Below are 16,353 nucleotides of genomic sequence, written 5' to 3' on the forward strand. Positions count from 1 at the left end.
AATAAAAGGCAATGATTTTTCAATCATTGCCTTTTTTAGTTAAGCGGATAGCGTGAATCGAACCCGCATCTTCAGCTTGGGAAGCTAACATTTTACCATTAAACTATACCCGCGTTACTAAAATAGTTTATCATGTTTCAAGAACATTGCCAAGCATAATTTTTAATTGTGCTATATCATTGTATCAGAGTTTCCAAGTAATACATTTATGCTAAATTAATAAAAATAAAAAGCAGGAAACTCTCCCTGCTCCTAAATGGATTACTTAAATAGTTTAACTAATTCTTTTAAAATACTTACTACGGTATTTAAGAATTTAGTTGCTTGATTAAGGATAATCCAAATGAAAACTAGTATAACTACGTCTTTTAGCATGTCGCCACCTCCTTTCATAAAAGCTGATTAGGCTTTTAAAGATAGCGCATTAAAAACGTGCAATAATATTTTAACATGTTATAATAATAGTGAAAACTAGTTAACTACGATTTTAGTAGTTAAAACGTGCAGGTGAGCTGATTACTTACAACGCGCGGTGACGATCTTAAAAGGATCGTCTTTTTTGTTTTACGCTTACGGTAATTTAAGCCAAATTTATGAAACCCCATACAATATTTTTGGAAAACAGTAGAAACTTATCACTTTGAAGTATAAACTATAATTTAATAAATATATTATTTGTTTTTTATGAGGTGTAGAGATGAAAAAAATAAAAAAGTAATAGTTAGTTTGGCAGCAGCAGTTTTGGCAACAACTTTAGCAGGCTCAACTATTTTTAATAATCAGGCTCACGCAGCGCAAACTACTGACCAAACTCAAGATAAAAATACAGCAGGTGGGACTTTAACTTTAAACCACAATACTCGAATTTATAATAAAAAAGGGCAGAAAATATACTCTTATCAAAGAATGAATGGCTTACTTAAAAAAGGCTCAACAGTCAGTTATGCTAAAAAAGTACAAGCAATAGCTGATCCAAGTACAGTTAGATATTCATTCCATGATGATGACTGGAACTGGCTATATTTGCCGTATGAAATTATCAAGGGCCAAGAATACTATAATATCGGCAATGGCGGTTATGTTAAAGCAGTGAATGTTGATAAGATTGATGGCGATAGTTTGTATACAAATCAGGCTACAGGGACAGTTAAGGCTCTAAAATATTCTAGAAAACCCGGGAAAGAAGTAATTCTTGACGGTAACGGTAAGCAAACTAAAAATTATCTTAAGGTAGGCCAAAAAGTGATTTTAGATCGGCAATCTAATTATCATGAACTTAGCAATACTGATCCTGATAATAATGGCGGTAGTACCGTATTATATGGTATCAAAGGTCAAGACGATCAGTATTTATGGAATACTGCTGTTAATATTAATAGTAGACAAGCTTTACTTCCATATAGCAATTATATGCAGGTCTATGTAATAAGGGATACTAATGTTTACACCAATAATGGTGAACAATATGTTCCAAAAGTTAATTCAAATGAAATTATACTTGGTAATAAAAACAGTTCTGTGAAAGCATCTAAAGAACCACAGACTTTACTTAAGGGAACAGTTGAAAGTGTAATTAAAAAGACCTACATTAAACTTTCAAATGAGAGTAAATCTGAATTATTTTATCAATTGCAATCTAGCAATGATTCAGTAGATAAATTTATTAAAGCTTCTGATGTTAAATATATGTACGGCAAGCAATTATAATAAATGAAAAATAGCAACAAAGTATAAATAAACTTTGTTGCTATTTTATTTTCTCTGCGGCATTTTATTAACAGCTAAGGGCATACTGCTACGGTCAATCAGGTTAGTAAAATTTTGAAACAGCCAGCGGCGTAATTCTGCGGGAGTAATGACTAAGGGCATGCGGTCATGGATTGGTGTCATGTTAGAATTGGGCTTAGTTGTTACCATTGAAAAATATCCGTCTTGATAAATTCCGGCAATTAAGGTCAAGGGCGCATTAGGGTCGCGAAAACTGTACCGCTCGTGATAAGTGCGCTGATTAGCGGTATAAGTTTGATGTCCAGATTCCCAAAACTGCTCAGCAATAATAATGCACCGTGATTTAGCAAATGACTTATCCCACATTGAAGGTTTAGTCTCAAAGAAGCGTTCAACGCGGGCATTAAAAATCACTTTTTTACTGTCAAAAGGACTGGGGTAACCCCAAGTTTTGGGCACTAATTGCAATTGATTATTCTGATAAAGTAGAACAGGGGCAGCGGCTTTAGGGAAGACCGGCTGACTTTGCGGCAGGTTATTTGTTGGTTCAACTAATGGCAAGTTCAGGTCAGTGACTAAATATTTTTTGATTTCTGCCAAACTCGGCAGCTGGAATTGATTACACATTTTTCCTCTAGGTTTAATCATTGCTTGATTTTTGGTAAAATCAAGTATAGCTATTATATTAAATAAGATTTTAATTTTTAAAGAAGGCCAAAAACAAATGGAAAAGAAAGTTATTTTAACAGGAGACCGCCCAACTGGCAAATTGCATATTGGGCACTACATTGGCTCATTGAAGAACCGGGTTATGCTTCAAAATTCAGGCAAATATCGTCCGTTTATCATGATTGCTGATACGCAAGCCTTAACTGACAATGCGCGTAATCCTGAAAAGATTCGCAACAGTCTGATTCAGGTGGCCTTAGATTATTTGGCTGTTGGCATTGATCCGGAAATTTCGACGATTTTTGTACAATCACAAATTCCAGCTTTGTTTGAATTAACGGCTTACTACATGGACTTAGTAACTGTTAGTCGCCTTGAACGCAACCCAACTGTTAAAACCGAAATCGGTCAAAAGGGCTTTAACGATTCAATTCCAGTTGGCTTTTTGAATTACCCTGTTTCACAAGCAGCTGATATTACTGCTTTTAAGGCAGCACTTGTTCCTGCTGGTGACGATCAGGAACCAATGATTGAGCAGGCTCGAGAAATTGTGCGCACCTTTAACCGGGTGTATAACTGTGATGTGCTCGTTGAGCCTAAGGGTTACTTCCCAGAAGGCGGCAGCGGCCGTCTGCCTGGTCTTGACGGTAATGCCAAGATGTCCAAGTCATTGAACAACGCCATTTACTTGTCAGATAATGCCGAAACGGTGCAAAAGAAGGTCATGTCAATGTACACTGATCCAGACCATATTCACGTTGAGGATCCGGGTAAGATTGAAGGCAATACTGTCTTTACTTATCTTGATATTTTTGATCCTGATAAGGATAAGGTAGCGCAATTGAAGGAAGATTACCAAAAAGGCGGTTTGGGTGACGTCAAAATTAAGCGCTACTTAAACAAGGTTTTGGAAGCTGAACTAGCACCAATTCGTGAACGTCGGGCTAAGTTTGCCGAAGATGAGGCTGCGGTTTATGAAATGCTGATCGAGGGTTCAAAGAAGGCCAATGAAGTTGCCAATGAAACCTTACACCAGGTTCGCGAAGCAATCGGCTTAAATTACTTTGATTAAGAGGTAAAGATGATGCGTGATCGAATTCCGTGGAAGCAATATTTTATGATGCAGGCCCTAGTAATTGCCCAGCGTTCAACTTGTGATCGGGCACTTGTCGGTAATGTGCTGGTTAAAGATAACCGCATTATTGGGACGGGCTATAATGGTTCTGTTACTGGAGCTCCGCATTGTGACGATGTTGGTCACCAATTAGTTGATGGGCATTGCGTGCGGACAATTCATTCAGAAATGAATTCATTGATCCAATGTGCAAAGAATGGCGTTTCAACGGACAATACGGAAATTTATGTCACGCATTTTCCTTGTTATAATTGTGCTAAGGCCTTAGTTCAGGCTGGAGTCAAAAAAATTAACTATTATTTTGATTATCATGACAGTCCACTGGTAATTGCACTATTTAAAGATTGTGGGGTTCCCTATGAGCAAATTAAGATTGACCGCAAGTATGTGGAACAATTGGCACATAAACTGGAAGACGCTGAAAACTAAACTAATATTTGTGATAGCGTTAGTTGGTCTTTTTTGTACAGTAACCGGTTTTGCGAATGCCAATATTCAGGATAATGGTCGTCTTTTAGAGCGTGCAACTAAAGACCTGATTGTTGCTAAAAATGACCGTTATTGGCAAACGGGTGAGCAGCCTCAAATTGTTGTGCGGACGCTTAATCGAATTGATAAATTAACACCGAATAACTTGACAAAATCTAAACGGACCGTCTTTATTATTGTAGGTACTAAGGGTAAAAAGCGTAATGTGCAGATCTATTCAAGTAAAGACTTGCATGGCGCCTTTACGGCAGATACGCGCGGCAGTATTATTCGTTCTCAATCAGATCAATTGCGCAGCAGCAGTAAGTCTGAATTTAATAAGGGATTACGGTTTGTCTTTCGCGCTTGTGCAACAACGATTGACCAGCAATACCAGTATTCCTTTGACAAGTACGACTTAACTAATGATGAGCGTTCGCAGATTACCCACCCGCACCGGTTGGCGTTGCCGATTGCTCTAGCGCTAGTTATTGTTGTTGCTGGACTATATTACTTTTTCCGGCGTAATTTTTACTCAAAAAATCGCGCTCAGAAATAATCGTGACCCAATCAGTTGACTTGGTGCACGATTATGGATTACACTCACTATGTAATTAAATAAACAAATAAACTGTTAGGTGAGACTCCTACGTGAACACACGCTATCGCCCAGAAACATCCAGAGATGCCAACGGGTTAAATAGGTGTCGTCGATTTAAGGCGAGATCCAGATAGCTAGCATGTGCTTACGTCACGTAGTGTTAAAACTGAACGACGAGTATATTATGATACATGATACCTTGTTTAAAAGAAGGTCGCCTGCAGCTTTTGTGTGCGGCTTTTTTTGTTTGTTTAAGATTTTAAATAAGGAGTGGTGAGAATGCTGAAAAAACCTAATGATTCAGCTGAAAGCAAAGACTTGCAGCGGGTTAAAGCAATTGCTAAGGAGACACGTTCCGAAACGTTGGCGCGGCTCCATGCGAGCAGTAATGGGTTATCTAGTAAGCAAGCTGAAAAAAATCGTGAGGAATATGGATCAAACGAAATTGCCTCAAACAAACACGATTCTAAGCTGCGTTTTTTAGCTGAGGCTTTTATTACACCGTTTACGTTGGTGTTGTTAGTTTTGGCAACACTATCGCTGTGTACGGACTATATTTTTGTTCCTGCTGGACAAAAAGACTTAAGTACCGTGCTGATTATGGTGACAATGGTCTTAATATCTGGAATTACCAGTTTTATTCAGAACGTTAAGTCATCCAATGCCGTTAATTCATTGTTGAAGATGGTGTCAGTGACAACGGATATTATCCGTGATGGCAAAGACCAGGAGATTCCGACTGACCAAGTAGTTGTCGGCGATGTTATTCGCTTAGCTGCTGGAGATCTAGTGCCAGCTGATATGCGGCTGCTTTCCAGTAAAGACCTGTTTTGCTCATCAAGCTCTTTGAATGGTGAATCTAGTCCAGTAGAAAAGATTGCCTCTAAGCGTCCCATTATAGGTCAGGATCGCGATTATCTTGACTACCCTAATATTTTGTATGAGGGGACGACGATTGTTTCCGGCTCCGGCCGCGGCGTTGTCTTTGCGACTGGTTCGCATACCATGTTTGGTAAATTGGCGCATGATATTGCTAGAAATGATGTTAAGAATACATCGTTTGACGTTGGCATTAAAAATATTTCTAAATTGCTGATTACCATGACGGCAATTATTGCCCCACTGGTATTTATCATTAATGGTTTAACCAAAGGTAACTGGATTGATGCCTTAATCTTCGCGATTGCAACGGCTGTTGGCTTAACACCGGAAATGCTGCCGGTAATTGTGACCACTAACCTGGTTAAGGGTTCGATTGAGATGTCCAAGCACGGGACAATTGTTAAAAAGATGAACTCGATTCAGAACTTCGGCTCAGCTGACGTCTTGTGTACTGACAAGACGGGAACGTTGACGCAGGACAAGGTGGTTTTGGAACGGCATTATGATTTGAATTTGCGCGAAACGTCGAAGATTTTGGAACTAGGCTATCTTAATTCTTACTACCAAACAGGGATGAAAAACCTGATTGATAAGGCGATTATTGAAGCCGCCGGCGATGAACTAGATGTTAACGAAATTCAGCGTGATTATAATAAGATTGATGAAATTCCGTTTGACTTTTCTAGACGTCGGATGAGTGTTGTCATTGAGAATTCGGATCGTGAACACGGTGAGCATCTTTTGGTAACCAAGGGTGCTGCTGAAGAAATGATGGCTGTTTCCAACCGTGTTGAAGTTGATGGGCAGATTTTGGCATTAACACCAGAACGCAAGCAAAAGGTCATGGCGAAGATTAACGACATGAATGATGACGGTCTGCGGGTCATTATGCTGGGGTATAAACCTAATCCTGCGCCAGTTGGTGAGTTCTCAACTAAAGATGAGAGCAATTTAATTTTGTGCGGCTTTTTAGCCTTCCTTGATCCGCCAAAGGAAAGTGCCAAGAATGCTTTGGCCAAGTTAAAGCATGATGGTATTAATGTCAAAATCTTAACTGGTGATAATGAAGCTGTTACTAGAACTGTCGGTCTGCAAGTTGGTCTTAACGTTGATACCGTTTATTCTGGTGCTGATTTGGATGGTAAAAATCCACAAGAACTGGCTAAAATGGTTGAAGAATGCAACATTTTTGTCAAGTTGTCGCCAGAAGACAAGACGAAGATTATTAATTTGCTCAAGCAAAATGGGCACACAGTTGGCTACATGGGTGACGGCATCAATGATGCCCCTGCAATGAAGGCTGCCGACGTTTCAATTTCGGTTGATACTGCAGTTGATATTGCCAAGGAATCAGCTGATATTATTCTGCTCCACAAGGATCTCAACGTTTTAGAAAAGGGTGTTAGAATTGGTCGTAAGGTCTTTGGCAATACGATGAAATACATCAAGATTACCTTGTCCTCGAACTTTGGGAATATCTTGTCAATTTTGGTGGCGTCATCGTTTCTACCGTTTTTGCCAATGCTGCCGCTGCAGCTCTTGATCTTAGACTTGCTATACGGCACTAGCTGTTTGTCATTGCCGTTTGACACAATGTCAGACGAATATTTGAAGCAGCCGCGGACTTGGTCGACTAAGAAGTTGCCGAAGTTCATGTTTTACTTTGGCCCAACCTCATCGGTCTTTGATATTGTGACGTTTGCGTTACTGTACTTCATCATTTGTCCCAAGCTTGTGGGCGGCAACTTCAATGCAATTTCGCCAGCTCAACAGGTTGCCTTTATTGCCTTGTTCCATACAGGCTGGTTCATTGAATCACTCTGGACCCAAGAAATGGTTATTCACGCATTGCGTGACCGGCACTTACCGTTTATTGGACAGCATGCAACTTATGCGGTTATCTTGGCAACTTTCGGTGCCGGGATTATCGGAACATTGTTGCCATTCTCAGGTGTTGCCGGTGCACTTAAGTTTGGTCCAATGCCACTTAGCTACATGTGGATAATTCTGGGAATTTTAATTCTCTATATTTTGTTAACAACAATTGTTAAGCACTTTTATTTAAAGGGCGAAAAATTCTTAATTTAAAGGTTAATGCAAAAAGCGACTTGGATTTTTATCTAAGTCGCTTTTTTGTGTATTCATTAAAGGTGAGTTTGCTTTCTATTTGTAATAGTGTTACAACATAATAGTACAGTAAAACTATAACATTATTATTTTAGAAAGGGATACGATGAAATTAAAGAACTTAACAGTCAAATATGGTAAGAACACTTCCTTAGATAATTTAAGTGTTGAATTTACAAATAATGGGAAGATTATTGGTGTTCTTGGTGAAAATGGTGCCGGTAAAACGACCCTAATCAATGTAATACTAGGAAGACTAAATCGCTTTAAAGGGACAAGAACAGTTGATGAAAGCATTGCTTATATGCCTGATCGCTTTTTTCTTTATGAAAATATGCGCGTTAAGCAGGCAATAAAATTATTTAAGCAATCTTTTTCTGACTTTGATGAAGCGCGCGCTTTAAAAATACTAGCTCATTTTGAACTTGATCCCAATATGAAAATTCATGATGGCTCTAAAGGTAATCATGAAGCAATCCATTTAGCATTGATTTTATCGCGGAACACAGACTTCTATGTGCTGGATGAGCCATTGTCGTCAATTGATCCAATTAATCGGGCAGCTTTTATTGAAGCAATTAAAAGCTATCGACGAAAAGACAGTACAGTTTTAATCGTTACTCACTTGTTGCGTGACTTGGGCAGCATGTTTGACGAGATAATCTTGATGAGAAATGGTCGCTTGATTTTGCAAGATACTAAAACAAATATCTTGAATAAATATAGCAGTCTTGAAGAAGCTTACTTTGAGGAGGTAGGAAGATGAGAGCATATCTTAGTGTAAGACTAAAGAAAGTTCTGCCGCTATTTATTATTTCAATTGGAAGCGAAATTGTTTTTTGGTTGCTTAGAATTGCCAAGCCAAATAATGCGACAATTTCTGAGATTCATGATTTATGGTACGCCGCGATTACGGCAATTATCTTATTTGTAACGGCATACCAGCTAATAAAAATTTATTATCTGGGCAGCGATGATTTGATAAACATTTTGCCGTTTTCTAATGAATTGCTGACTTTGATTGAATTAGCAATTTATTCGGTTTTAACAACAGTTTTGGGAATTGTTTATCAAGAAATAAATGTCTACAAGTCTGGTGTCAAACTAGATATTGGGCAGTATTTATTTAGTAAGTTGATATCATTATTAAGCTTTTATATGTTGCTTTTTGCTTTTGCGATGATTTTTAAGAATATTAGAAAGGCTGTTGTCGGTGAATCGTTAATCTTAATTGCGACTGTCTTAGTTATTGCATTTGAAATTTTTCTTTTTTGGCAGATTGAAAAAACGCAGGTAGCGCATTTTATGATCGGAATATCTTCGCCAGATGCGCAAATTCATGTGGTTTATTTAAATATTTTGCCATATAGCTTTTATGGGCAAAGTTCTGCTGCTACCCATAACCTAATTAATCTGGGCTATCTTATAAACGGAATCAGTATGGCCGTATCAGGATTAGTTGTGATTTTGTGGCGCAAGATTGTTAAATTGAATTATCTAAATTTGGTCGCCTAATTAAAAAAGTCCAGAATTTCTGGACTTTTTTATTTTGTCTGTGAAGAATATTGTTAAATTATTAATGAAACAAAAATGAAATTATACCATAAAAATCCTCATAATACGATTTTCAAGCTATCTTAGTGTAGTATAATGAACTGAAAACAAATAAATCCTAAGGAGAAACAAATATGGCTGACAAAAAAACTTTTTATGTTACCACACCAATCTATTATCCATCCGGCCGCTTGACGATCGGTAATGCGTACACGACAATTGCTGCTGATACAATTGCGCGTTATAAGCGCAGTCAAGGCTACGATACTTTCTTTTTAACTGGTACTGATGAGCACGGTTTAAAGATTGAACAAAAGGCTGAAAAGCAAGGCATTAAGCCGCAAGAGTTTGTGGATAACATGGTTGTCATGTATAAAAAGTTGTGGAAGAGTCTTGATATTTCTTACGACAAGTTCATTCGGACAACTGACGAAGAACACGTTAAGAGTGTACAAAAGATTTTTGAAAAGCTATTAAAGCAAGGAGACATTTACCTTGGCGAATACACTGGTTGGTACTCAGTTGAAGATGAGGAATACTTTACTGAATCGCAATTAGCAGAGGTTTACAAAGATGATGCTGGCAATGTGATTGGTGGTAAGGCGCCATCGGGTCACGAAGTTCAATTAGTTAAGGAGCCATCATACTTCTTCAAGATGAGTAAGTATGCTGACCGCCTGCAGCAATACTACAAGGATCATCCTGACTTTATCCTGCCTCATTCTCGTGAAAAAGAAATGGTTAACAACTTCTTAAAGCCGGGTCTAGAAGACTTGTCAGTTACGCGGACGACGGTTTCTTGGGGGATTCCAGTACCAAGTGATCCTAAGCACGTGGTTTACGTCTGGATTGATGCCCTATCAAACTATATTACGGCACTAGGTTATGGTTCTGACGATGATTCCTTATTTAAGAAATACTGGCCAGCTGATGTTCATTTGGTTGGTAAGGAAATTGTTCGCTTCCATACAATTTATTGGCCAATTATGTTAATGGCACTGGACTTGCCGCTGCCAGAACACGTTATTGGTCACGGCTGGGTTCTGATGAAGGATGGCAAGATGTCCAAGTCCAAGGGGAATGCCGTTTATCCAGAATCAATCACTAGCCGTTATGGTGTTGATGCCTTGCGGTACTACTTGATGCGGGCATTGCCGTTTGGTTCAGATGGTGTCTTCACACCAGAAGACTTTGTCGAGAGAGTTAACTATGATTTGGCAAATGACTTAGGTAACTTACTTAACCGGACTGTTTCAATGATTAACCAATATCAAGATGGTCACGTTGCTCCAGTTGCTTTAGAGCAAAACGAATTGGGCAAACAATTAGCTGCAGCTGCAGAAGAAACGATTGCTGACTACAAGAAGAATATGGACAAGCTTTACTTTACCCAAGCAATTGAAGGCATTTGGAAGTTTATTGGTCGTGCCAACAAGTATATTGATGAAACGACACCTTGGGCTTTGAACAAGGAAGGCAAGAAGGACGAATTGTCTTTGGTAATGTCCAACTTGGCTGAAAGCTTACGAATTGTTGCCTTATTAATTGCGCCAATCATGACTAGAACACCAGTAGAGATGTTTAGACAACTTGGTTTGGATTGGGAAAATGCCGACCAAAAGAAACTAGCCTTTGGCGACTGCGCTTGGGATGTTAAGGTAACAGAGAAGCCAACCCCAATTTATCCACGCTTAAAACCAGAAGAAGAAGTTAAGTACATCAAGGATGAGATGGCTAAGGCTAAGCCAAAGAAGCAAAGCCGCAGTGAACAAGGCAAAGACCCAGAGATTACTATTGATGATTTTGACAAGGTTAAGATTAGAGTTGGTAAAATTCTGTCAGTTGAACCAGTTCAAGGATCAAGCAAGTTATTGAAATTCCAGCTTGACTTCGGTAACGGTGACGAACGGCAAATCTTGAGCGGTATCCGCAAGTATTATCCAAATGCTAGTGAGCTGCTTGACCGCAAAGTATTAGCTGTAACTAACTTGAAGCCGCGTAAGATGGTCGGCCAACTTAGTCAAGGGATGCTATTGTCCAGCGAGAAGAATGGTGAAGTTAAATTAGCCTTAGTCGGCGATGAACACGAAGTTGGGGCCGAATTAGGTTAATGGAACTGATTGATAACCATACACACCTGCAGGATGAACCGTTTCGCGGCAAAGAAGAGTTTTACATTGACCGGGCCCAAGAGCTAGGTGTTACAAAGATGATTTGTGCGGGGCAAGATCCAGATTTTAATAAGCGGGCAATTGACCTTAGTCAACGCTTTAGTAACGTCTATGCCATGGTTGGTTATTGCCCTGATGTTGCTAAGGATTACGATCAAGAAGCAGAAGATTTGCTGATTGAGCAGCTGCAGACACCTGGTGTTGTTGCCATGGGTGAGATTGGACTTGACTATTATTGGGATGAATCTCCAAGAGACAAGCAGCGTGAAGTTATGACGCGGCAAATTGAAGTAGCTCACCAATTGCACTTGCCGGTTGATATTCATACGCGGGATGCTTTTAGCGACTGCTATGATATTTTGAAAAATAGCAACCTTGAATACGGGGCGATTTTGCATAGTTTTAATGGGGACATTACTTGGCTCAAAAAGTTTATGGAGCTAAATGTTTGTTTTTCTTACTCTGGTGTAGTTTCCTTTACTAAGGCAACCGAAGTCCACGAGTCTGCCAGACAAACACCGCTTGACCGTTTATTAATTGAGACGGATGCACCGTTTTTAACACCAAAACCGTACCGCGGCAGACAAAACGAGCCAGGCAATGTTTACTATGTGGCTCAGGCAATTGCCGAACTGAAAGATATTCCAATAGAAGAAGTTGCTGCGGCAACTTACGCAAATACTGTGAGAGTTTATGGTCTTAACTAAAAAACAATTTAATGCAGTTGTGGTCGTTGAGGGAAAGGACGACACAATTCGACTGAAGCAATTTTTCCCAGGGATTGAAACAATTGAAACCAACGGTTCAGATGTGCCCCAAGCGGTTTTAACTGAATTACAGGAACTAAATAAAAAGCGGGACGTCATTGTGTTGACCGACCCAGACTTAAACGGCGAACGCATTCGCCGGTTGGTAACTGAAGCAGTCCCCAATGCTAAACAAGCCTTTATTACCCGTAAAGAAGGCGTTCCGCAAAAGCGAGGCAACTCACTGGGCGTTGAACATGCATCAAAAGAAGCCTTAACACGGGCTTTAAGTGATCTTCACGAGGTTAAGCTGGATCAGAGTGATTTAACTAAAGAAGCCTACCAGCAATTAGGCCTAGCTAGCGGGCAAGGTTCGCGCAAGCTGCGTGAGCAGGTTGGAATTAAATTGCGCGTGGGCTATGGCAATGCCAAGCAATTTTATAAGCGGCTGCATACCTTTGGGGTAACACTAGCAGAATTAACTGCGGCAGTTGAGGAGGCAAAAGATGAATAATGAGATTCCTATTGGCTCGCCGATAAGGACGCAGGCAATAATTAACCGTTATTTTGTTAAGGCGAAGAAAAATCTGGGACAGAACTTCTTAGTTGATCTGGCTGCAATTCAAGGGATTGTGCAGGCAGCACAAATTCAACCTGGCGACCAGGTAATAGAAATTGGCCCGGGAATTGGTTCGTTAACTGAACAATTACTAATTGCTGGGGCAAAGGTCTTTGCCTATGAAGTTGATGATGATCTGCCAGAAATATTAGACAATGAATTACCTAAACAGATTAATGGCGTGCCGATTAAGGAACGCTTTGAGTTAATGATGAAGGATATTCTGCAGGCCGATTTTAAGGAAGACTTAAAAGACTTCTTTGATTTAACCAAGCCAATCAAGGTAGTTGCGAACTTACCGTATTACATCACGACACCAATTATTTTCTTCTTGAATGAGTCCGAGTTGAACTTTGCCAGCCTTACTTTAATGATGCAAAAAGAAGTGGCTGACCGCTTGGGGGCTGAGCCTGGCTCCAAAGCCTACGGCCCGCTTTCAATTGCAGTGCAAATTGAGATGAATGTAACTGAAGCATTAACCGTAAAAAGCACCGCCTTTATCCCGCGGCCAAAAGTCGATTCAAGTGTAGTTGTCTTGACGCCATTGACGCAAAAGCCGGATGTTGGCGACGCGAAGCACTTTAATTGGGTAGTCAAAATGTGCTTTGCGCAACGTCGTAAAACATTGAATAATAACTTAAAGAACTTGATTCCTGATGCCGCTGAAAGAGAACAATTGATTGCATCGTTGGGCGTTGACGCACGTATTCGTCCAGAGCAGCTCACAATTGCCCAATTTGCGCAAATAGCGGCGGCAATCAAGCACTAATAACCACAAAATTTTGTTCGGTAATTATGAAAAACAATTGAAATATTTGTCATAATGTAGTAAAATACCGAACAAAGGAGTTGTTATTTAGTGCCAACATCAATTATTACCATTAAACATGAGTTAGATTCACATTTAGGTGATCCTTTAACAGTAGTCGCAAGAGCCGGTCGGAAGAAGATAACTAAGAGACGGGGAATTTTAAGAGAAACATTCCCTGCAGTCTTTGTTGTCGATTTAGACCAAGATCAAAATAATTTTAAGCATGTTTCTTATAGTTATACTGATTTGTTAACCAAAAATATTACATTAAAATTTGATGATGGGGCTAATGCGGCCGAAGCATAATTTAGAAAAGTAAATTTTTTTGGCATTGACATTTTGTAAAATGTTGGTGCCTTTTTTTATGGCTTAGAGTATAGTAATTAAAAGCAAAAAAGCAAACATTAGGAAGGAGAAATTATGAAACGTTCAGAGAGATTAGTTGATATGACTAAGCGGTTAATGGAACGACCACACGAGTTAATTCCGTTGCCGTTTTTTGCCAAGCAATATGGTGCCGCAAAGTCATCAATTTCTGAAGATTTAGCCATTTTGAAGCACACTTTAGCTGCTAATCAAGATGGTATTTTAGAGACAGTTGCTGGGGCTGCCGGTGGGGTAAGGTATGTTCCTTTTTGGGGGAAGAAGCATGCGCAAAATTACCTGACAGACCTAGCTGCGCGGATTGAAGATCCGAACCGAATTTTAGCAGGAGGTTTTGTTTACCTGTCCGATATTTTGGGCGATCCACAAGAATTGGAACGGATTGGTAAGTTAATCGCTACACGTTATGCTTATTCAAACATTGACGTTGTGATGACCATTGAAACCAAGGGGATTGCCTTGGCTCAAGCAGTTGCACGCTACTTGAATGTTCCGTTCATTATTGCCCGCAAGCGTTCAAAGGTCACAGAAGGTGCGACAGTATCTGTCAACTATATTTCTTCATCACTTGATCGCGTGTCCAAGATGGAATTGCCGACGCGAGTATTGAATGAAAATTCTAATGTTTTGCTTGTAGACGACTTTATGATGGCCGGTGGAACGCTGACAGGGATGCAGCAATTAGTTAAGGAATTTAACAGTAATATTGCTGGAATTTGCGTCTTGTGTGAGGCTGACTTTGATGATGTTAAGTTAATTGAAGGTCACCTTTCTTTAGTGAAAATTAAAAAGGTTGACGCTGCCAAACGAGTTATTTTGGCTGAACCGGGTAATTTTGTGGTACATACCGATTTTAACCGCTTTTAGTATTAAATGATATACTGTAATCTAGTTGTAATTTAAGAATAGAACGAGGTTAATTTAATGAAGAAGTTTGTAGTTGTTCTTGCTGCTGGCAAGGGTACCCGCATGAAGTCCAAGTTGTACAAAGTTTTGCATCAAGTTTGCGGCAAGACGATGGTTGAGCATGTTGTTGAGTCTGCTCAAGCAATCAATCCCGATAAAATTGTGACCGTTGTCGGCAACGGCGCTGAAGAAGTTGAAAAAGTATTGGCTGGCAAGTCCGAATTTGCCCTGCAAAAGCAGCAATTGGGTACTGGTGATGCGGTCCTAACGGCGCAAGAGCAATTAGCGGGTCAAGATGGCGCCACGCTGGTAATTACCGGTGATACGCCACTGTTTACCAGTCAAACTTTTCAGAGTCTGTTTGACTATCACCAAAAAAAGGGTAATGCAGCCACTGTTTTAACGGCGCAAGCACCTAATCCTTATGGTTATGGCCGGATTATTCGTGATGACCAGGATAATGTCTTACGGATTGTCGAACAAAAAGACGGTAATCATGAAGAACTTAAGGTTAAAGAAATCAACACTGGTGTGTTCTGTTTTGATAACCAAAAGCTTTTTGCGGCTCTAAGACAAGTTACAAATCACAATGCTCAAGGTGAATATTACTTAACTGATGTTTTGGAAATTTTACGCAATAGCGGCGAACGCGTTGGTGCTTATAAGATGCCTGACTTTAGTGAAAGTCTGGGTGTGAATGATCGCATTGCTTTAGCGCAAGCCAGTAAAATTATGCAAAAACGGATTAATGAGGAACACATGCGTAATGGTGTGACTTTTGTTGACCCAGAGACTGCTTATATTGATACTGATGTTACAATTGGTAACGATACGGTAATTGAGGCAAATGTTGTTATTAAGGGTAAGACAACCATTGGCAGTGATTGCTTAATTACGTCTGGTTCCAGAATTGTCGATACCAAGATTGGCAACGATGTGACAGTAACTTCATCTACACTTGAAGAGGCGCAAATGGACGACCACACTGATATTGGGCCTAATTCACACTTGCGCCCGAAGGCAATTATTCGCGAAGGTGCCCATATTGGTAATTTTGTCGAAGTTAAGAATGCGGAAATTGGGCAAAATTCTAAGGTTGGACACTTAACCTATGTTGGCGATGCTACTTTAGGTAAGGATGTTAATGTGGGCTGCGGCACTATCTTTGCTAATTATGATGGTGTTCAAAAAGACCATACAAACGTTGGTGACCGTGCCTTTATTGGTTCTGGGGCAACTTTAGTGGCTCCGGTTAACGTGGCCGACCATGCCTTTGTGGCTGCTGACTCAACGATTACCAAAGACGTTGCTAAGTATGATATGGCGATTGCCCGTGGGCGGCAGGTTAATAAACCAGATTATTGGCACAAGTTACCTTTATCTAAGGGTGAGGATTGGCAATAGTTGTTGAATGTCCTATAAGCGTTAATTAACGTTGCGCTTGTAGGACATTTTGTGTAATTAAATTAATTTGTCTTAAGAATGAATAACAATGATTTACTTAGTAAGTTTTTAGGTTACAATAGAGTCTGAATATTTTCGAAGATAGTGT

General features: G+C 39.7%; 15 protein-coding genes, 1 tRNA gene and 1 riboswitch. Of the genes, 14 read left to right on the forward strand and 2 right to left on the reverse strand.

The window, feature by feature from the left end; all coding sequences use genetic code 11:
- Positions 1–42: 42 nt before the first annotated feature.
- A tRNA-Gly gene (locus tag PT278_RS04030) sits at positions 43–113 on the reverse strand.
- A 613-nt stretch (positions 114–726) separates the two neighbouring features.
- Here PT278_RS04030 and PT278_RS04035 point away from each other — a divergent pair.
- The gene (locus tag PT278_RS04035; RefSeq protein ID WP_277130477.1) at positions 727–1,707 is read left to right on the forward strand and encodes an SLAP domain-containing protein; all 981 of its coding nucleotides are present in this window, start codon (positions 727–729) and stop codon (positions 1,705–1,707) included.
- Positions 1,708–1,752: 45 nt separating this feature from the next.
- Here the strand turns inward: PT278_RS04035 and PT278_RS04040 are convergent, their stop codons facing one another.
- Entirely contained in the window at positions 1,753–2,355 is a 603-nt protein-coding gene (locus PT278_RS04040; protein ID WP_277130478.1) for an SOS response-associated peptidase family protein, read from the reverse strand.
- A gap of 97 nt (positions 2,356–2,452) precedes the next feature.
- Between PT278_RS04040 and trpS the strand changes: the two genes are divergently transcribed.
- The 13 genes from trpS (at position 2,453) to glmU (ending at position 16,205) form a co-directional block, all read left to right on the forward strand.
- Positions 2,453–3,469, forward strand: coding sequence for a tryptophan--tRNA ligase (trpS, locus tag PT278_RS04045; RefSeq protein ID WP_277130479.1), 1,017 nt, complete (start codon positions 2,453–2,455; stop codon positions 3,467–3,469).
- Positions 3,470–3,481: 12 nt separating this feature from the next.
- Positions 3,482–3,961: a deaminase gene (locus PT278_RS04050; RefSeq protein WP_277130703.1), complete on the forward strand. Its 480-nt coding sequence runs from the start codon at positions 3,482–3,484 to the stop codon at positions 3,959–3,961.
- A complete protein-coding gene (locus PT278_RS04055) occupies positions 3,891–4,559 on the forward strand; it encodes a TPM domain-containing protein (protein WP_277130480.1) in 669 nt (222 codons plus the stop codon). The genes PT278_RS04050 and PT278_RS04055 overlap by 71 nt, the downstream gene beginning before the upstream one ends.
- Positions 4,560–4,623: 64 nt before the next feature.
- A riboswitch (M-box (ykoK) riboswitch) is annotated at positions 4,624–4,787 on the forward strand.
- Positions 4,788–4,880: 93 nt separating this feature from the next.
- On the forward strand, positions 4,881–7,571 hold the full coding sequence (gene mgtA / locus PT278_RS04060; protein WP_277130481.1) for a magnesium-translocating P-type ATPase: 2,691 nt from the start codon (positions 4,881–4,883) through the stop codon (positions 7,569–7,571).
- A 145-nt stretch (positions 7,572–7,716) separates the two neighbouring features.
- A complete protein-coding gene (locus PT278_RS04065) occupies positions 7,717–8,376 on the forward strand; it encodes an ABC transporter ATP-binding protein (protein WP_277130482.1) in 660 nt (219 codons plus the stop codon).
- Complete coding sequence (locus tag PT278_RS04070) at positions 8,373–9,125, forward strand: hypothetical protein (RefSeq protein ID WP_277130483.1); 753 nt, start codon at positions 8,373–8,375, stop codon at positions 9,123–9,125. The genes PT278_RS04065 and PT278_RS04070 overlap by 4 nt, the downstream gene beginning before the upstream one ends.
- Before the next feature lie 173 nt (positions 9,126–9,298).
- Positions 9,299–11,275: a methionine--tRNA ligase gene (gene metG, locus PT278_RS04075; protein ID WP_277130484.1), complete on the forward strand. Its 1,977-nt coding sequence runs from the start codon at positions 9,299–9,301 to the stop codon at positions 11,273–11,275.
- Positions 11,275–12,042, forward strand: coding sequence for a TatD family hydrolase (locus PT278_RS04080; RefSeq protein ID WP_277130485.1), 768 nt, complete (start codon positions 11,275–11,277; stop codon positions 12,040–12,042). The genes metG and PT278_RS04080 overlap by 1 nt, the downstream gene beginning before the upstream one ends.
- A complete protein-coding gene (gene rnmV, locus PT278_RS04085; RefSeq protein WP_277130486.1) occupies positions 12,029–12,595 on the forward strand; it encodes a ribonuclease M5 in 567 nt (188 codons plus the stop codon). The genes PT278_RS04080 and rnmV overlap by 14 nt, the downstream gene beginning before the upstream one ends.
- Positions 12,588–13,469 (forward strand): 16S rRNA (adenine(1518)-N(6)/adenine(1519)-N(6))-dimethyltransferase RsmA, encoded by an 882-nt coding sequence (rsmA, locus tag PT278_RS04090; protein WP_277130487.1) that lies wholly within the window; start codon positions 12,588–12,590, stop codon positions 13,467–13,469. The genes rnmV and rsmA overlap by 8 nt, the downstream gene beginning before the upstream one ends.
- A gap of 90 nt (positions 13,470–13,559) precedes the next feature.
- Positions 13,560–13,817: a Veg family protein gene (locus PT278_RS04095; RefSeq protein WP_277130488.1), complete on the forward strand. Its 258-nt coding sequence runs from the start codon at positions 13,560–13,562 to the stop codon at positions 13,815–13,817.
- Between the two features lie 114 nt (positions 13,818–13,931).
- Positions 13,932–14,762: a pur operon repressor gene (gene purR, locus PT278_RS04100; protein WP_277130489.1), complete on the forward strand. Its 831-nt coding sequence runs from the start codon at positions 13,932–13,934 to the stop codon at positions 14,760–14,762.
- Positions 14,763–14,819: 57 nt separating this feature from the next.
- Positions 14,820–16,205, forward strand: coding sequence for a bifunctional UDP-N-acetylglucosamine diphosphorylase/glucosamine-1-phosphate N-acetyltransferase GlmU (gene glmU, locus PT278_RS04105; protein ID WP_277130490.1), 1,386 nt, complete (start codon positions 14,820–14,822; stop codon positions 16,203–16,205).
- Positions 16,206–16,353 lie beyond the last annotated feature (148 nt).

It is taken from the genome of Lactobacillus sp. ESL0703 (genome assembly GCF_029433435.1).
In the GTDB taxonomy this organism is placed as follows: domain Bacteria; phylum Bacillota; class Bacilli; order Lactobacillales; family Lactobacillaceae; genus Lactobacillus.